Origin of the sequence: Pseudomonas sp. R25(2017), assembly GCF_002112565.1 — a bacterium.
Classification (GTDB): Bacteria; Pseudomonadota; Gammaproteobacteria; order Pseudomonadales; family Pseudomonadaceae; genus Aquipseudomonas; species Aquipseudomonas ekonensis.
Map to the genome: position 1 here is coordinate 109,878 of NZ_NEHZ01000016.1, position 16,332 is coordinate 126,209.

Genomic DNA, 16,332 nt, shown 5'->3' on the forward strand with positions numbered 1-16,332 from the left:
CCCGGACACAGTCTATAGAAGCGTCAACGCCGCGCACATTAACCCTTGGTCGCGTCGTAGGCTACCTCTGCCTGCACTACAACGCCAGTTTTCGCATTGTCCTCAGTCAGGTTTCCCGCGACTGAGCCGCTCGAAAGCAGGGCTTGCGCGCGTGACGAAACCTGTATCGGCACGAATCACGAAGAATGCACCGACGCCGTGACGTTCGGCATAGTCCCAACCCCGCTCTGGGCCGAGGATCAGCAACAGCGTCGAGAGCCCGTCGGCCATCAGCGCCGAAGGATCAATCACCGTCACGGACGCCAGATCGTGCAGGACGGGCCTGCCGGTGCGGGCATCGAACGTGTGGGAATAACGCTGGCCGTCCTGCCGGAAATAGTTGCGGTAGTCGCCGGAGGTGGAAACGCCGTAGCCGTCGACCTCGATGACGCGTTCCGTCACCTGTCGGTCGTCACGGGGCTCCTCCAGGGCGATGCGCCACGCAGCCCCGTCAGGCTTCTTGCCGCTGGCCTTGAGTTCGCCGGTGGCCTCGGCGAGGTAATCGTGGATGCCCAGGGCTTCGAGCCTGGCGGCGATCGCATCGACCGCGTAACCGGCCGCGATGCTGTCGAAGTCGACTTCGACGGCGGCGTCCTTGCACAGCCGCTCGCCCTCGATGCGCAGATGCTGATGGCCGACACGCTGCCGGGCCTGCGCCAGCGCCGCGTCATCCGGCACCTTTTCCTCACGGCCTTGCGGACCGAAGCCCCACAGGTTCATCAGCGGTTCCACCGTCAGGTCGTAGGAACCTTCACTCTGCTGCGACAGACGCTCGCCGACCCGAACCAACTCAAGCACCGGCGCCGGCATGACCTGACAGCCACCGGCGGGCAAGCCGTTGAAGCGCGAGATGTCGGAGTCGCTGCGGTAGGTGGACATCTGCCGGTCGACGCCGGCCAGGATGCCCTCGACTTCGCCGCGCACCTGCGCAGGATCGGGCAGCCCCGGGTGCCGCACGTACTTGACCGACCAAGTGCTGCCCATGGTCGGCCCGCCCAGGGTTTCCAGGGTGTCGCCGGCGCCACAGGCGCACAGCGCACCCGCCAGGATCACAAGCCCAAGCCACCGTCCAGTTAACAATTCTTCATCTCCCCGCAAAACCGCGCCGGCCATTATGAATCAAAGCGCCCGCGCGCTCCGCACGTACGCAACGCCCTCATACAAAATCCAACAGCGAGTATCTGGATATGTCCTCCTCCCCGGGCAAAGGCAAGGCGATCTTTCGCGTTGTCAGCGGCAACTTCCTCGAAATGTTCGACTTCATGGTCTACGGCTTCTATGCCACGGCCATCGCCAAAGCCTTCTTTCCGGCCGACAGCGCCTTCGCCTCCCTGATGCTTTCGCTGGCGACCTTCGGCGCCGGCTTCCTGATGCGCCCTCTCGGGGCGATCTTCCTCGGCGCCTACATCGACCGCCACGGCCGCCGCCAGGGCCTGATCATCACACTGGCCCTGATGGCCGCCGGCACCGTGCTGATCGCCTGCGTGCCCGGCTACGCGACCCTCGGCGTCGCCGCACCGCTGCTGGTGCTGCTCGGACGCCTGCTGCAAGGCTTCTCCGCCGGTGTCGAGCTGGGCGGGGTTTCGGTGTACCTGGCGGAAATCTCCACGCCGGGGCGCAAGGGCTTTTTCGTCAGTTGGCAGTCCGCCAGCCAACAGGCGGCCGTGGTCTTCGCCGGCCTGCTCGGCGTCGGCCTCAACCACTGGCTGAGCCCCGAGCAAATGGGCGACTGGGGCTGGCGCGTGCCGTTCCTGGTCGGCTGCATGATCGTCCCGGCGATCTTCATCATCCGCCGCTCGCTGGAGGAAACCCCGGAGTTCCAGGCGCGCAAGCATCGCCCTACCCTGTCGGACATTGTCCGCTCCATCAGCCAGAACTTCGGCATCGTCATCGCCGGCATGGCGCTGGTGGTGATGACCACCGTGTCGTTCTATCTGATCACCGCCTACACGCCGACCTTCGGCAAGGCCGAGCTGCATCTGTCTGACTTCGATGCCTTGCTGGTGACGGTGTGCATCGGCCTGTCGAACTTTTTCTGGCTGCCGGTGATGGGGTCGGTGTCGGACCGGATCGGACGCAAACCGCTGCTGCTGGCGGCGACGATCCTGGCCATCGTCACGGCCTACCCGGCACTGTCGTGGCTGGTGGCGAACCCGAGCTTCAGCCATCTGCTGATCGTCGAGTTGTGGCTGTCGTTCCTGTACGGCTCGTACAACGGCGCCATGGTAGTGGCGCTGACCGAGATCATGCCGGTGGAGGTGCGCACGACCGGCTTCTCGCTGGCCTACAGCCTGGCGACCGCCACGTTCGGCGGCTTCACCCCGGCGGCGTGCACTTACCTGATCCATGTGCTGGACAACAAGGCGGCGCCGGGCATCTGGCTCAGCGGCGCGGCGGTGCTGGGGCTGATTGCCACGCTGGTGCTGTTCCGCGGCAACCGGCACGAACAGCGCGCGGCGCAGGCAGCCGTGGGCGGCGGTGCCTGACCGGCCGCCATCGCCAGCAGGGCTGGCTCCCACAGGGATTTTGCATCGCCACAGCCCCTGTGGGAGCCCGCCCCGCTAGCGATGGGGCCAGCCCAATTGCGACAGGCACACAAACAAAAACGCCCCGACCAAGGTCGGGGCGTTTTCATGTACCGCTAAGGCTTAGCGCGGGAACGCTGGCGGGTTCACGCCGGCCATGTCTTCCATCACGCGGATCACCTGGCAGCTGTAGCCGAACTCGTTGTCGTACCAGACGTACAGAACGACGCGGTTGTCCTGGGTGATGGTCGCCTCGGCGTCCACCACGCCTGCGTGGCGCGAGCCCACGAAGTCGGTGGAAACCACTTCCTGCGAATTGACGAAGTCGATCTGCTTGTGCAGGTCCGAGTGCAGCGCCATGTAGCGCAGGTACTCGTTCATCTCTTCGCGGGTGGCGGCCTTCTCAAGGTTCAGGTTGAGGATGGCCATGGACACGTTCGGCGTCGGAACGCGGATCGCGTTGCCGGTCAGCTTGCCGGCCAGCTCAGGCAGGGCCTTGGCGGCAGCGGTGGCGGCGCCGGTCTCGGTGATCACCATGTTCAGCGCAGCGCTGCGGCCACGGCGGTCGCCCTTGTGGAAGTTGTCGATCAGGTTCTGGTCGTTGGTGTACGAGTGAACGGTCTCGACGTGGCCGTTGACGATGCCGAACTTGTCGTTCACAGCCTTCAACACCGGCACGATGGCGTTGGTGGTGCAGGAAGCGGCGGAGACGATCTTGTCGTCAGCGGTGATTTCGTTGTGGTTGATGCCGTGAACGATGTTCTTCAGCTTGCCCTTGCCAGGCGCGGTCAGAACGACACGGTCGATGCCCGGGCACTGCAGGTGCTGACCCAGGCCGTCGGCGTCGCGCCACACACCGGTGTTGTCCACCAGCAGCGCGTCTCTGATGCCGTACTGGGTGTAGTCCACCTCGGTCGGGTTCTTCGCGTAGATCACCTGGATCAGGTTGCCGTTGGCGGTGATGGTGTTGTTGGCTTCATCGATGGTGATGGTGCCGTTGAACGAACCGTGCACCGAGTCGCGGCGCAGCAGGCTGGCGCGCTTGGTCAGGTCGTTCTCGGCGCCCTTGCGCACCACGATGGCCCGCAGGCGCAGGCCGTCGCCGCCACCGGTCTTCTCGATCAGGATGCGCGCCAGCAGACGGCCGATGCGGCCGAAACCGTACAGGACGACGTCGGTGCCCTTGCGGGCCGAAGCGTTCTGCTGACCGACCACTTCGGCCATCTCTTCACGCACGAATTGCTCGGCGGTGCGGCCGTTGGCTTCGTTGCGGAACTTGAACGCCAGCTTGCCCAGGTCTACCGAAGCCGCGCCGAGCTTGAGCTCGCTCATGGCCTTGAGCAGCGGGAATGTTTCGTGGACGGAGAGTTCGCTGTCGTCGGCAGCGCGATGGCGGGCAAAGCGGTGGGCTTTGAGAATCGCGATGACAGACTGGTTGATCAGGCTGCGGCCATAGATCGAGCTCACCACGTTGTTGTTGCGGTAGAGCTGACCGATAAGCGGAATCATCGCTTCTGCGAGTGCTTCACGGTCGATCCATTCACCAAGACACTGGTCGGGCTTCTGAGTCACGGGAACCTTCCACATGTAGGGGCAGAAAAAAGGGGCTACATTATGCCGCCGAGTCCCTCGCGTAGCAATGCGCGCCTGTCGCGCAATCGGTAACAAATGACCGGCCGAAAAAATTGCGCCCCTCGCCAGCCCAGCAAAACCGGGGCTTCCAGCGCTGTCAATTTTTCGACACCCAAACAGCCATGTCTGTAACCCTCCGTAACACCCTTGGTTTTCGGCACTACATTTCCACCAAAAAACCGCCCGTTTTTGTCTTTACCACTACATTTTGCCCAAACCGCGCAGATAGACGCAGTCTGCAACTGACAGGCGGCACCCGACGCCGCTACAATTACCGACTTTGTCGCACCGCCTGGAGCCCGACCTTCCGTGCCCGTTCTGCGTCTACCGCCACTCCCTGCCGCGGCAGGTAAACAGCATTGGGGCAACCTGCCCGGTGCCGCCCTGAGCCTGGTGATCGCCGAGGCTGCCAGCGCAGCCAAGCGCTTTACGCTGCTGCTGACCGCCGACAGCCAAAGCGCCGAGCGGCTGGAGCAGGAGCTGAGCTTCTTCGCCCCGGATCTGCCCGTGCTGCATTTCCCGGACTGGGAAACCCTGCCTTACGACCTGTTCTCGCCGCACCAGGACATCATTTCCCAGCGCATCGCCAGCCTGTACCGCCTGCCGGAACTGGCGCACGGCGTGCTGGTGGTGCCGATCACCACCGCCCTGCACCGCCTGGCGCCGACCCAGTTCCTGCTCGGCAGCAGCCTGGTGCTGGACGTCGGCCAGACGCTCGACGTCGAACTCATGCGCACCCGGCTCGAAGCCAGCGGCTACCGTTATGTGGACACGGTCTACGAGCATGGCGAATTCACCGTGCGCGGCGCGCTGATCGACCTGTTCCCGATGGGCAGCAAACTGCCCTACCGCATCGACCTGTTCGACGACGAAATCGAGACCCTGCGCACCTTCGACCCGGAGAACCAGCGCTCCATCGACAAGGTCGACTCGGTCAAGCTGCTGCCGGCCAAGGAATTCCCGCTGCAGAAGGAAGCGGTCACCCGCTTCAAGGCGCGCTTCCGTGAACGTTTCGATGTCGATTTCCGTCGCTGCCCGATCTTCCAGGACCTGAGCAGCGGCATCACCCCGGCCGGCATCGAGTACTACCTGCCTCTGTTCTTCGAAGAGACCTCGACCCTGTTCGACTACCTGCCCCAGGACACCCAGGTGTTCTCGTTGCCGGGCATCGAGCAGGCGGCGGAAAACTTCTGGAACGACGTGCGCAACCGCTATGAGGAACGCCGCGTCGATCCGTCGCGTCCTCTGTTGCCGCCGGCCGAACTGTTCCTGCCGGTGGAAGACTGCTTCGCAAGGCTCAAGAGCTGGCCCCGCGTCACCGCCAGCCAACAGGATACGGACACCGGCGTCGGCCGCGAGCGCTTCCCCGCTCAGGCATTGCCGAACCTGGCCATCGAAGCCAAGGCCAGCCAGCCGCTGGCGGCCCTCTCCGCCTTCCTCGACGCGTTCCCCGGGCGCGTGCTGTTCACCGCCGAATCCGCAGGCCGCCGCGAAGTACTGCTGGAACTGCTCGAACGCCTGAAGCTGCGCCCCAAGACCGTCGACAGCTGGCCGGACTTCGTCGCCGGCAAGGAGCGCCTGGCGATCACCATCGCCCCGCTCGACGAAGGCCTGATGCTGGACGAGCCGTCGCTGGCGCTGATCGCCGAAAGCCCGCTGTTCGGTCAACGGGTGATGCAGCGCCGGCGCCGCGAAAAACGCGCCGACGCCAACAACGACGCGGTGATCAAGAACCTCACGGAACTGCGCGAAGGCGCGCCGGTGGTGCACATCGACCACGGCGTCGGCCGTTACCTGGGCCTGTCGATCCTGGAGATCGACAACCAGGCCGCCGAGTTCCTCACCCTGGAATACGCCGAGGGCGCCAAGCTGTACGTGCCGGTGGCGAACCTGCACCTGATCGCCCGCTACACCGGCAGCGACGACGAACTCGCGCCGCTGCACCGCCTCGGCTCCGAGACCTGGCAGAAAGCCAAGCGCAAGGCCGCCGAACAGGTGCGCGACGTCGCCGCCGAACTGCTCGACATCTACGCCCGCCGCGCCGCCCGCGAAGGTTATGCCTTCGCCGACCCGAAGGCCGACTACGCCACGTTCAGCGCCGGCTTCCCGTTCGAGGAAACCCCGGACCAACAGGCCACCATCGAAGCCGTGCGCGAGGACATGCTCGCGCCCAAGCCGATGGATCGTCTGGTCTGCGGCGACGTCGGCTTCGGCAAGACCGAAGTGGCGATGCGCGCCGCGTTCATCGCGGTGCACGGCGGCCGGCAGGTGGCGATCCTGGTGCCGACCACCCTGCTCGCCCAGCAGCACTACAACAGTTTCCGCGACCGCTTCGCCGACTGGCCGGTGACCGTGGAAGTGATGAGCCGCTTCAAGTCGGCCAAGGAAGTCAACGCCGCCGTGGCCGACCTGGCCGAAGGCAAGATCGACATCGTCATCGGCACCCACAAGCTGCTGCAGGACGACGTCAAGATCAAGAACCTGGGGCTGGTGATCATCGACGAAGAGCACCGCTTCGGCGTCCGCCAAAAGGAACAGCTCAAGGCCCTGCGCAGCGAAGTCGACATCCTGACCCTGACCGCCACGCCGATCCCGCGCACGCTGAACATGGCGGTGTCGGGCATGCGCGACCTGTCGATCATCGCCACGCCGCCGGCCCGGCGCCTGTCGGTGCGCACCTTCGTCATGGAGCAGAACAAGAGCACGGTCAAAGAGGCGCTGCTGCGTGAGCTACTGCGCGGCGGCCAAGTCTATTACCTGCACAACGACGTGAAAACCATCGAGAAGTGCGCCGCCGACCTGGCCGAACTGGTGCCGGAAGCGCGGATCGGCATCGGCCACGGACAGATGCGCGAGCGCGAGCTCGAACAGGTGATGAGCGACTTCTACCACAAGCGCTTCAACGTGCTGATCGCCTCGACCATCATCGAGACCGGCATCGACGTGCCGAGCGCCAACACGATCATCATCGAGCGCGCCGACAAGTTCGGCCTGGCCCAACTGCACCAACTGCGCGGCCGAGTCGGACGCAGCCACCACCAGGCCTACGCCTACCTGCTGACGCCGCCGCGCCAGCAGATCACCGCCGACGCGGAGAAGCGCCTGGAGGCGATCGCCAACACCCAGGACCTGGGCGCCGGTTTCGTGCTGGCCACCAACGACCTGGAGATCCGCGGCGCCGGCGAATTGCTCGGCGACGGCCAGAGCGGGCAGATCCAGGCCGTGGGCTTCACCCTGTACATGGAGATGCTCGAACGCGCGGTGAAATCGATCCGCAAGGGCGAGCAACCGAACCTGGAGCAGCCGCTCGGCGGCGGCCCGGAAGTGAACCTGCGGGTGCCTGCGCTGATTCCCGAGGACTATCTGCCGGACGTCCACGCCCGCCTGATCCTGTACAAGCGCATCGCGTCGGCCACCGACGAGGAAGGCCTGAAGGACCTGCAGGTGGAGATGATCGACCGCTTCGGCCTGCTGCCGGAGCCGACCAAGAACCTGATGCGCCTCACCGCGCTGAAGCTTAAGGCCGAACAGCTGGGCATCAAGAAAGTCGACGGCGGCCCGCAGGGCGGGCGCATCGAGTTCGCCGCCCAGACGCCGGTCGACCCGCTGACCCTGATCAAACTGATCCAGGGCCAGCCCAAACGCTACAAATTCGAAGGCGCCACGATGTTCAAGTTCATGGTGCCGATGGAGCGCCCGGAAGAGCGCTTCAATACTGTGGAGGCGCTGTTCGAGCGCCTCATCCCGACAACTGCTTGAAGGACGCCGCATGCGCCTGTTCCGCTCACTGACCTTGTTGATGACCCTGGTCGCCCCCACCGCGTTTGCCGATGACCTGTATCAGGTCGAAATGATCCTGGTGCGCCAGAACGCCGTGCCGGCGATCGTCAGCCGCGCCGCACCGGAAGACTGGGCCGCCGGCGCCCAGCGCCTGGGCGACGACAGCCGGCGCACCCCGGCCCTGGGCGACGTCGCCGCCAAGCTCACCGCCAGCGGCGAGTACAGCGTGCTGATGCACAAGGCCTGGCAGCAGACCCTGGGCGAAGCGCCGGCGAAAGTGGCGGTCAGCGAAGGCCAGGAGCAGTTCGGCCAGTTCCCCATCGAAGGGACGCTGGAAATGAAACTGGGGCGCTTCACCGACGTGAATGCCGATTTCTGGGTCAACCAGATCGACGGCAACGGCATGGTCACGGCCAGCGAACGGCTGAAGCAGGACAGCCACACCAAGAACGGCCAGCTCAACTACCTCGACAACGGCCACCTGGCCCTGCTGATCAAGATCACTTCACTGACGGCGCCTGCGCCTCGCGAAGCGCCTGAAGTCGTGCCGGACTGATCGACGTCGTCATGCCATCGCCCCTGAGCAAACCGCTGGCACCCTCCTGGGTCGGCCGGTTCAAGGAACAGAGCCTGGAACGCGGCCGCCGCTACGCGCTGGAAAACCGGGTGCGGATCGTCGAGGCCGGCGACGCCACCATCACCGCCAGCTGCGAAGGCTCCGGCGGCAACGTCTACCGTCAGATCATTCGCCTGCGCGAGTCGGCAAAGGGCACGCTGCTGATGGTCGACGCCACGTGCACCTGCCCGGTCCACAGCAACTGCAAACACTGCGCGGCGGTCCTTTTGCAGGTGCAGGAAACCCTTGAGTACCCGGCGGCGGCGAAGGACGCCGAACTGCTGGAAAAACTCCAGGCCGTCCTCGAAAGCCGCAGCCCCAAGGCACCGCCCCAAGTGCTGGTGGACAATGTCCAGCCGGTGCCGCGCCTGTGGCTGGCCAGCGTCGAGTTCAGCGCGTTCGAGCCGCGCAACGGCAAGATGCAGCGCTACATTCAGCACCGCGCGGCGCTGTCGTTCAGCTATCTGGACGAGTACGTCAGCGGGCAGAAGAACAGCGACATCCTGATCCGCCAGGAAGCGCAGACGCTGCGGATCAAACGCCACCCGGACATCGAGCAGACCTACCGCGAGCAACTGCGCATCCTCGGGTTCCGCATCGCCACCCGGCAGAGCAAGGCCCTGCCCGAAAGCGCCGGCGAACTCTACGAGATGGTCAACGACAGCGCCTGGCTGACCTTCACCCTCAACGACTTGCCGAAACTGCGCACCCAAGGCTGGGAGCTGCAGATCGACGACGAATTCGGCTTCGACCTCACCGCCGTCGACGATTGGTACGCCACCGTCGAACAGACGCCCGAGCGCGACTGGTTCGACCTGGAACTGGGGATCATCGTCAACGGCGAACGCCTGAGCCTGCTGCCGATCCTGCTCAACCTGATGCGCTCGCACACGGAGATTCTCAACCCGGAACGTCTCGCCCGCCGGCGCGACGACGAATTGATCCTGGTGAACATCCCCCAGCGCAACAGCGAGCATGGCCCCCTGCAAGTGGCCCTGCCCCTGGGCCGACTGAAACCGGTGCTGGCGACGCTCGGCGAGTTCTATCTGCAGGAACCGGGCGAAACCGCCCTGCGCCTGAGCAAGGCCGACGCCACCCGGCTCAATTCGCTGGAAGGCCTGCCGCTGCTGTGGGAAGGCGGCGAGCAGATCCGCAGTTTCGCCCAGCGCCTGCGCGACATCCGCGACTACTCCGCCAAGGCGCCCAAAGGCCTGAACGCGACGCTGCGTCCCTATCAGCTCGAAGGCCTGAGCTGGATGCAGTCGCTGCGCCAGTTGGAGGTCGGCGGGATCCTCGCGGACGACATGGGCCTGGGCAAGACCCTGCAGACACTGGCGCACATCCTCTGCGAAAAGAACGCCGGACGCCTGGATCGCCCGAGCATGGTGGTGATGCCCACCAGCCTGATCCCGAACTGGCTCGACGAGGCGGCGCACTTCACCCCGCAGCTCAAGGTGCTCGCGCTGTACGGCGCCGGCCGCAAAAAGCACTTCGGGCACCTGGAGGATTACGATCTGATCCTCACCACCTACGCGCTGCTGCCCAAGGACATCGAGCACCTCGTCCGGCAACCGCTGCATGTGCTGGTGCTGGACGAGGCGCAATACATCAAGAACCCCGGCAGCAAGGCTGCCCAGGCCGCCCGTGAGCTGAACGCCCGCCAGCGCCTGTGCCTGAGCGGCACGCCGCTGGAAAACCATCTGGGCGAACTGTGGTCGCTGTTCCACTTCCTGCTGCCCGGCTGGCTCGGCGACGTCAAAAGCTTCAATGCCGATTACCGGGTGCCGATCGAAAAGCGCGCCAGCGAAGTCAGGCTTTCGCACCTCAACGGTCGGATAAAGCCGTTCCTGCTGCGCCGCACCAAAGAACAGGTGGCGACCGAGCTGCCGCCCAAGACCGAGATCATCCACTGGGTCGAACTCAACGAAGCCCAGCGCGACGTGTACGAAACCATGCGCCTGGCCATGGACAAGAAAGTCCGCGACGAGATCACCCGCAAAGGCGTGGCGCGCAGCCAGATCATTATCCTCGAAGCCCTGCTCAAGCTGCGTCAGGTCTGCTGCGACCTGCGCCTGGTCAGCGACGCCGCCCCGCCCGCCCGCGGCAGCACGTCGGGCAAGCTGGACAGCCTGATGGAGATGCTGGAGGAACTGCTCGACGAGGGCCGGCGGATCCTGCTGTTCTCGCAGTTCACCTCGATGCTGTCGCTGATCGAAGACGAACTGAAGAAACGCAAGGTGGATTACGCGCTGCTGACCGGCCAGACCCGGGACCGGCGCACGCCGGTGAAGGAATTCCAGAGCGGCAAGCGTCAGATCTTTCTGATTAGCCTGAAGGCTGGGGGTGTCGGGTTGAACCTGACCGAAGCGGACACGGTGATTCACTACGACCCGTGGTGGAACCCGGCAACGGAAAACCAGGCCACCGACCGCGCCTACCGGATCGGCCAGGAAAAGCCGGTGTTCGTCTACAAGATGATTGCCCGGGGCACCGTCGAAGAGAAGATTCAGCACCTGCAGAAAGAAAAGTCCGACCTGGCGGCCGGCGTGCTGGATGGGCGCAAGGCCGGAGACTGGAAGCTGCAGAACGATGACATCGAAGCGTTGTTTGCGCCGTTGCCGGACAAGTTCGACAAGCGCTAGGGCCTTGAACGCTTGCGGGCAACCCCTGTGGGCGTTTGCCTGCAAGCGATGAGGCCGGCACCGGCGGTGTCCTCACTGACGCCATCGCCAGCAGGCTGGCTCCCACAGGGATTTCGGCTGCCCACGGGATCCATGAACTGCAACGCGGCGCAGGGCCGGATTCAGCCCTTGAGCACCCGCGCCAGCGTCGATTTCACCTTGCCCATGCCGTCGTGCAGCGCCTGCTCGATCTCGGCCATGGTGATGACCGCCGTGGTCTTGCCCGCCGCCGGGTTCACCACCAGCGACAGACAGGCGTAGTCCAGTTCCAGCTCACGGGCCAGCGCGGCTTCCGGCATGCCGGTCATGCCGACGATGTCGCAGCCGTCACGCTCCAGGCGCACGATTTCCGCCACGGTTTCCAGGCGCGGGCCCTGCGTGCAGGCATAGACGCCTTGGTCGCTGTATTCGCAGCCCTCGGCCGCCAGCGCGGCAATCAACTGCTGGCGCAGCGGCTCGCTGTAGGGAAAGCTGAAGTCGATGTGGGTGACATGCTCCAGGTCATCGGCGAAGAAGGTGTGCTCCCGGCCGCTGGTGTAATCCACGATCTGGTGCGGCACGCAGAAATGCCCAGTGCCCATTGCCGGATGGATCCCGCCCACGGCGTTGACCGCGATGATCGCTTCGGCGCCGGCCTGCTTCAGCGCCCACAGGTTGGCGCGGTAGTTGACCTTGTGCGGCGGGAAACGGTGCGGGTGGCCGTGGCGGGCCAGGAACAGCACTTCCTTGCCGGCGTACTCACCGATCTGCACCTCGGCCGAGGGCGCTCCATAGGGCGTGTCCAGCGCCAGCGAGCGGCGGATGCTCAAGCCTTCCAGCTGGGTCAGCCCGGTGCCGCCGATAATCGCGTAAACCGTCATAGCGAAGAATCCTTAATCAATCAGTTGAGCGTCTTTGAGCGCGCCGAGGGCGGTGAGCCAGCGCGGATCCTGACGGTAGTCGGTGCTGGCGAACGCCTGCCCGCGCATCCTGGCAATGCGTGCGGACGGCTTGACCTTCAGGCGCTGCGCCGCGCTCAGGGCGAGCTCGGCGGCGGCGCGGTCGTTGCACACCAGGCCCATGTCGCAACCCGCGCTGAGCGCCGCCTCGATTCGGCTGGCGGCATCGCCCACCACATGGGCGCCGGCCATTGACAGGTCGTCGCTGAAGATCACGCCGTCGAACTGCAGCTCGCCGCGCAGGATGTCCTGCAGCCAGCGACGGGAGAACCCGGCCGGCTGCGCGTCGACCTGTGGGTAAATGACGTGGGCCGGCATTACGGCGGCCAACTGTTTGCTCAGCTTGGCGAAAGGCACCAGATCCTTGGCGCGGATCTCGTCGAGGCTGCGCTCATCGTTCGGAATCGCCACGTGGGAGTCCGCCTCAGCCCAGCCATGGCCGGGAAAGTGCTTGCCGGTGGCCGCCATCCCGGCGCTGTTCATGCCGCGGATGAAGGCACCGGCCAGCAGCGCGGCACGCTCGGGATCCCCTTCGAAGGAACGGGTGCCCACCACGGCGCTACGCTGGTGATCCAGGTCGAGCACCGGCGCGAAGCTCAGGTCGAGCCCCACCGCCAGCACTTCGGTGGCCATGATCCAGCCGCACTGTTCGGCCAGGTATTCGGCGTTCGGGTTGTCGGCGATCGCCCGCATGGCCGGCAGCCGCACGAAGCCCTGACGCAGACGCTGCACCCGGCCGCCCTCCTGGTCCACCGCCAGCAACAGGTCGGGACGCACCGCGCGGATCGCCGCGCTCAGCTCCCGCACCTGACGCGGGTGTTCGATGTTGCGGGCGAAAATGATCAGGCCGCCCACTTCGGGCTGACGCAACAGTTGGCGATCTTCGGCCGTCAGCCAGGTACCGGCGACGTCCACCATCAACGAGCCTTGCAGGCCAGCAGTCATAGGAATTCCTTGATAACGAAAAACCCGCTCCACGGACAACCGCCGCCCGGGGCATTGCCCGGCGGGTCGGCGATTTCATCGGGGAACGGGTTCAGAACGAGAGTCGGCATGGGCGGCTAGCTTAGCGGATGTCCGCCGCCGCGCCCACCCGTTTGGTCAGGCCTTGGCGGCCACCGGGGCGGTTTTGCTGCGGGGGCGCAGTTGCGCGGCGGCCATGGCGTCATCGGTGACGCCGCTTTCGGCGCGCATGCCGGCGGCGAGGAACGGCACCATCAGGCGCATCACCTGCTCGATGGACGTGTTGATGCCGAAATCGGTTTCGGCGATGGCGCGCAACGCCTTGATCCCGGACATGCTGAACGCGGCGGCACCGAGCATGAAATGCACGCGCCAGAACAGCTCGATGGGCGGAATGCGCGGAGCGGCCTCGTTGACCAGCAGCATGTAGCGGCGGAACACCTTGCCGTACATGTCTTCGAGGTAACGGCGCAGGTGCCCCTGGCTCTGGCTGAAGGCCAGGCCCAGCAAGCGCATGAAGATCGACAGGTCGTTGCCGCTGCGGGGCTGGACCACCAAGGCCTGCTCGACCAGGATCTCCAGCAGCTCCTCAAGGGATGCCTTGTGCTCCGGCTTGGCCTGGCGGCGCTCCAGCTCCTTGTCGAGGCTGATGCAGAACGGCCCGAGGAACCGAGAGAAGACCGCCTGGATGAGCGCCTTCTTGGAACCGAAATGGTAATTCACCGCCGCCAGGTTGACCCCGGCCTTGCTGGTGATCAAACGCAACGAGGTTTCGGCGAAACCTTTCTCCGCGAACAATTGCTCGGCAGCATCGAGAATGCGTTCAACGGTTTCCGACTGGGCCATGGCTACTCCGCCTGACAAACACTTGTTTGAAACATACGTTTCAGCCCATGCCTTGTCAAGCCTGCCGGTTCGTTTTGAGAACGGTCGGTCAGGTATTTAACCACACAAGGCCGCGCCTTTGACGGGCGCCGTCGCCGACCGTCCGGCGGGCTGCCGAAAAACGAGCATTGCCAAGCCTCTCACACTGTATATAATCCCAGTCACTGTATAAAAAGACAGAGCGATCAATATGCTTAAGCTGACGCCACGCCAAGCCGAGATTCTGGCCTTTATCAAACGCTGCCTCGAAGACAACGGCTACCCGCCGACCCGCGCGGAAATCGCTCAGGAACTGGGCTTCAAGTCCCCCAACGCCGCCGAGGAACACCTCAAGGCCCTGGCCCGCAAGGGCGCGATCGAGATGACGCCCGGCGCTTCCCGCGGCATCCGCATTCCCGATTTCGAAGCCAAGGTCGACGAATCCACACTGCCGATCATCGGCCGCGTGGCTGCCGGCGCCCCCATCCTGGCCCAGCAACATATCGAAGAGTCCTGCAACATCAATCCTGCCTTCTTCCATCCGCGCGCCGACTATCTGCTGCGCGTGCACGGCATGAGCATGAAGGACATCGGCATTTTCGACGGTGACCTGCTGGCGGTTCACACCACCCGGGAGGCCCGCAACGGCCAGATCGTCGTGGCCCGGATCGGTGACGAAGTGACCGTCAAGCGTTTCAAGCGCGACGGCAGCAAGGTCTGGCTGATCGCCGAAAACCCTGAGTTCGCCCCTATCGAAGTCAACCTCCAGGACCAGGAACTGGTCATCGAAGGTTTGAGTGTCGGCGTGATCCGCCGCTAAAGGAGGCTGTATGCAGTTCCCTCACACACCTCAGCAAACCCAACTGCCATTGTTCGAAGCTTTTTTGGCGCAACCGATGGCGCCAGTCCTGAAGGACATCGTCGAGCGTCCCTGGAATGCCGCCCCCGAAGTCTTCAGCGAACTGTCACTGCGAGGCGCTGCCGGGAACTGCCTGAACCTGCTGGCCCCCATTCTTCGTGACCTGAGCGAAGAGCAGGACGCCCGCTGGCTGACCTTGATCGCGCCACCCGCAAGCCTGACCCAGGCCTGGCTGCGGGATGCCGGCCTGAACCGCGAACGGATCCTGCTGCTGCAACCACGCGGCGCCCAAAGCGCTCAGCAACTGGCCTGTGAGGCATTGCGCCTGGGGCGCAGCCACACCGTGGTCACCTGGCTCAACCCTCTCAGCCCTGGCTCACGACAACAGCTTATCGGCGCCGCCCGTGCCGGGGACGCTCAAAGCCTGAACATTCGATTGGGTTGACTGAGCGAGGAACGCTCTGTTTCAAGCTCCGGGCCTCTCCAGGGACAGAGAAGCCCGACCGACGGGATCAATGCAGAACCCGTGGCCCTTCCTCTTTGTCGAACTCGCCTTCGACCATGCGACCTGCCATCTGGACACCGACGCTGAGCATCGCCTTGGCGATTTCCACGTGCTGACCCTGAAGGAACGCCTTGGCATCCTCGGAGAAATCCAGAGTCACCAGGGAGCCTTCATCTTCGGCCCTGCGCAGTTCGATTCGGCCGTCTGGTAACTCGACAATCTCTAGAAAGGACGTTGGCATATGGGTCTGTTCTCCACGAAAGGCAGCGATTATATAGAGATCGTCAAGGCTTCGCTCGGGATCTTGACCAGCAGCATGTTGGCTGCCACCCGTGCCCCGCAGCCCGTCAGCACTCGTTCAGTCCTTCGCGGAAGCGAATCGCCAATTCCTTGAGATTCTGCCGCCAGGCTTCCAACTCTTCCCGGCCCAGCTCTGCAGGCGCCTCTTCCTCATCCAGGTTAACCGCCTGAATCAACGGCTGCGTCACATCCCCCTTGGGCTTGTGCGGCACCCGAGGCGGCTGGAACATGGCCGAATGCGCAGCCAGCAGCTTCGCCAGCCAGGTCTCCGGATTGCCCGCCAGCTCGATCATCTCGGCCAGTTCCGGAATCGCGATCGACTCCAGCACATCGCGGTTCAGCAACGCTTCCGCCCGTGACGCACCTGCCTGCGGCAGCCGGTAGAAACCGGCGATCTCATGGCAGAGCCCCAGCAACGCACCGTACAGGTGAAACAGCGCCGACTCGCGCCCGGCCTGGATCAACGCCAACGCGTTCATGGCCCGCCCTTCTTCGGCCCTGGCCAAGGCCTCCAGCGACAAACCGGCAAAATAGATTTTCTGGTTGGTACGGGTATAGAGCTCATGTGCCATGCCGGCAGTCCCCACATCGAAATGATTGCGTCACACAGGTCGGACAGTGTCATGGATC

The 16,332-nt window shown here is 64.6% G+C and carries 13 protein-coding genes; 6 read left to right on the plus strand and 7 right to left on the minus strand.

Annotated elements, in window-relative coordinates; translation table 11 throughout:
• Positions 1–102: 102 nt before the first annotated feature.
• Complete coding sequence (locus CAG31_RS20490; protein ID WP_085584539.1) at positions 103–1,152, minus strand: FAD:protein FMN transferase; 1,050 nt, start codon at positions 1,150–1,152, stop codon at positions 103–105.
• 74 nt (positions 1,153–1,226) lie between these two features.
• Here CAG31_RS20490 and CAG31_RS20495 point away from each other — a divergent pair, with 74 nt between their 5' ends.
• Positions 1,227–2,525 carry an MFS transporter gene (locus CAG31_RS20495; RefSeq protein WP_085584541.1) on the plus strand — a complete coding sequence of 433 codons (1,299 nt, stop codon included), beginning with the start codon at positions 1,227–1,229 and terminating at the stop codon, positions 2,523–2,525.
• A gap of 162 nt (positions 2,526–2,687) precedes the next feature.
• Here CAG31_RS20495 and CAG31_RS20500 read toward each other — a convergent pair whose 3' ends face one another.
• Positions 2,688–4,151, minus strand: a complete 1,464-nt coding sequence (locus tag CAG31_RS20500) for a glyceraldehyde-3-phosphate dehydrogenase (RefSeq protein ID WP_085584543.1) — start codon at positions 4,149–4,151, stop codon at positions 2,688–2,690.
• Between the two features lie 354 nt (positions 4,152–4,505).
• On the opposite strand from CAG31_RS20500, the gene mfd reads away from it, so the two are divergent.
• Genes mfd through CAG31_RS20515 form a run of 3 tightly spaced genes read left to right on the plus strand, consistent with a single transcriptional unit; the run spans position 4,506 to position 11,234 of the window.
• Positions 4,506–7,955: a transcription-repair coupling factor gene (gene mfd, locus CAG31_RS20505; protein ID WP_085584545.1), complete on the plus strand. Its 3,450-nt coding sequence runs from the start codon at positions 4,506–4,508 to the stop codon at positions 7,953–7,955.
• Positions 7,956–7,965: 10 nt separating this feature from the next.
• Positions 7,966–8,532: a CsiV family protein gene (locus CAG31_RS20510; RefSeq protein WP_085584547.1), complete on the plus strand. Its 567-nt coding sequence runs from the start codon at positions 7,966–7,968 to the stop codon at positions 8,530–8,532.
• Positions 8,533–8,543: 11 nt separating this feature from the next.
• Complete coding sequence (locus CAG31_RS20515) at positions 8,544–11,234, plus strand: DEAD/DEAH box helicase (RefSeq protein WP_085584549.1); 2,691 nt, start codon at positions 8,544–8,546, stop codon at positions 11,232–11,234.
• A gap of 161 nt (positions 11,235–11,395) precedes the next feature.
• On the opposite strand, the gene CAG31_RS20520 is transcribed toward CAG31_RS20515, so the two are convergent.
• From CAG31_RS20520 to CAG31_RS20530, 3 genes are all read right to left on the minus strand, one after another.
• Positions 11,396–12,133, minus strand: coding sequence for an S-methyl-5'-thioinosine phosphorylase (locus CAG31_RS20520; RefSeq protein ID WP_085584551.1), 738 nt, complete (start codon positions 12,131–12,133; stop codon positions 11,396–11,398).
• Positions 12,134–12,145: 12 nt separating this feature from the next.
• On the minus strand, positions 12,146–13,144 hold the full coding sequence (nagZ, locus tag CAG31_RS20525; protein ID WP_176243877.1) for a beta-N-acetylhexosaminidase: 999 nt from the start codon (positions 13,142–13,144) through the stop codon (positions 12,146–12,148).
• Positions 13,145–13,312: 168 nt separating this feature from the next.
• Positions 13,313–14,020: a TetR/AcrR family transcriptional regulator gene (locus CAG31_RS20530; RefSeq protein WP_085584555.1), complete on the minus strand. Its 708-nt coding sequence runs from the start codon at positions 14,018–14,020 to the stop codon at positions 13,313–13,315.
• A 229-nt stretch (positions 14,021–14,249) separates the two neighbouring features.
• Between CAG31_RS20530 and lexA the strand changes: the two genes are divergently transcribed.
• Together lexA and sulA are read left to right on the plus strand one after the other, a co-directional pair.
• Positions 14,250–14,858, plus strand: a complete 609-nt coding sequence (lexA, locus tag CAG31_RS20535; protein WP_085584557.1) for a transcriptional repressor LexA — start codon at positions 14,250–14,252, stop codon at positions 14,856–14,858.
• 10 nt (positions 14,859–14,868) lie between these two features.
• Entirely contained in the window at positions 14,869–15,342 is a 474-nt protein-coding gene (gene sulA, locus CAG31_RS20540; RefSeq protein ID WP_085584559.1) for an SOS-induced cell division inhibitor SulA, read from the plus strand.
• Positions 15,343–15,409: 67 nt separating this feature from the next.
• Here the strand turns inward: sulA and CAG31_RS20545 are convergent, their stop codons facing one another.
• The gene (locus CAG31_RS20545; RefSeq protein ID WP_003226592.1) at positions 15,410–15,643 is read right to left on the minus strand and encodes a hypothetical protein; all 234 of its coding nucleotides are present in this window, start codon (positions 15,641–15,643) and stop codon (positions 15,410–15,412) included.
• A gap of 106 nt (positions 15,644–15,749) precedes the next feature.
• Positions 15,750–16,274, minus strand: a complete 525-nt coding sequence (locus CAG31_RS20550; protein ID WP_085584561.1) for a DUF6586 family protein — start codon at positions 16,272–16,274, stop codon at positions 15,750–15,752.
• Positions 16,275–16,332: the final 58 nt, after the last annotated feature.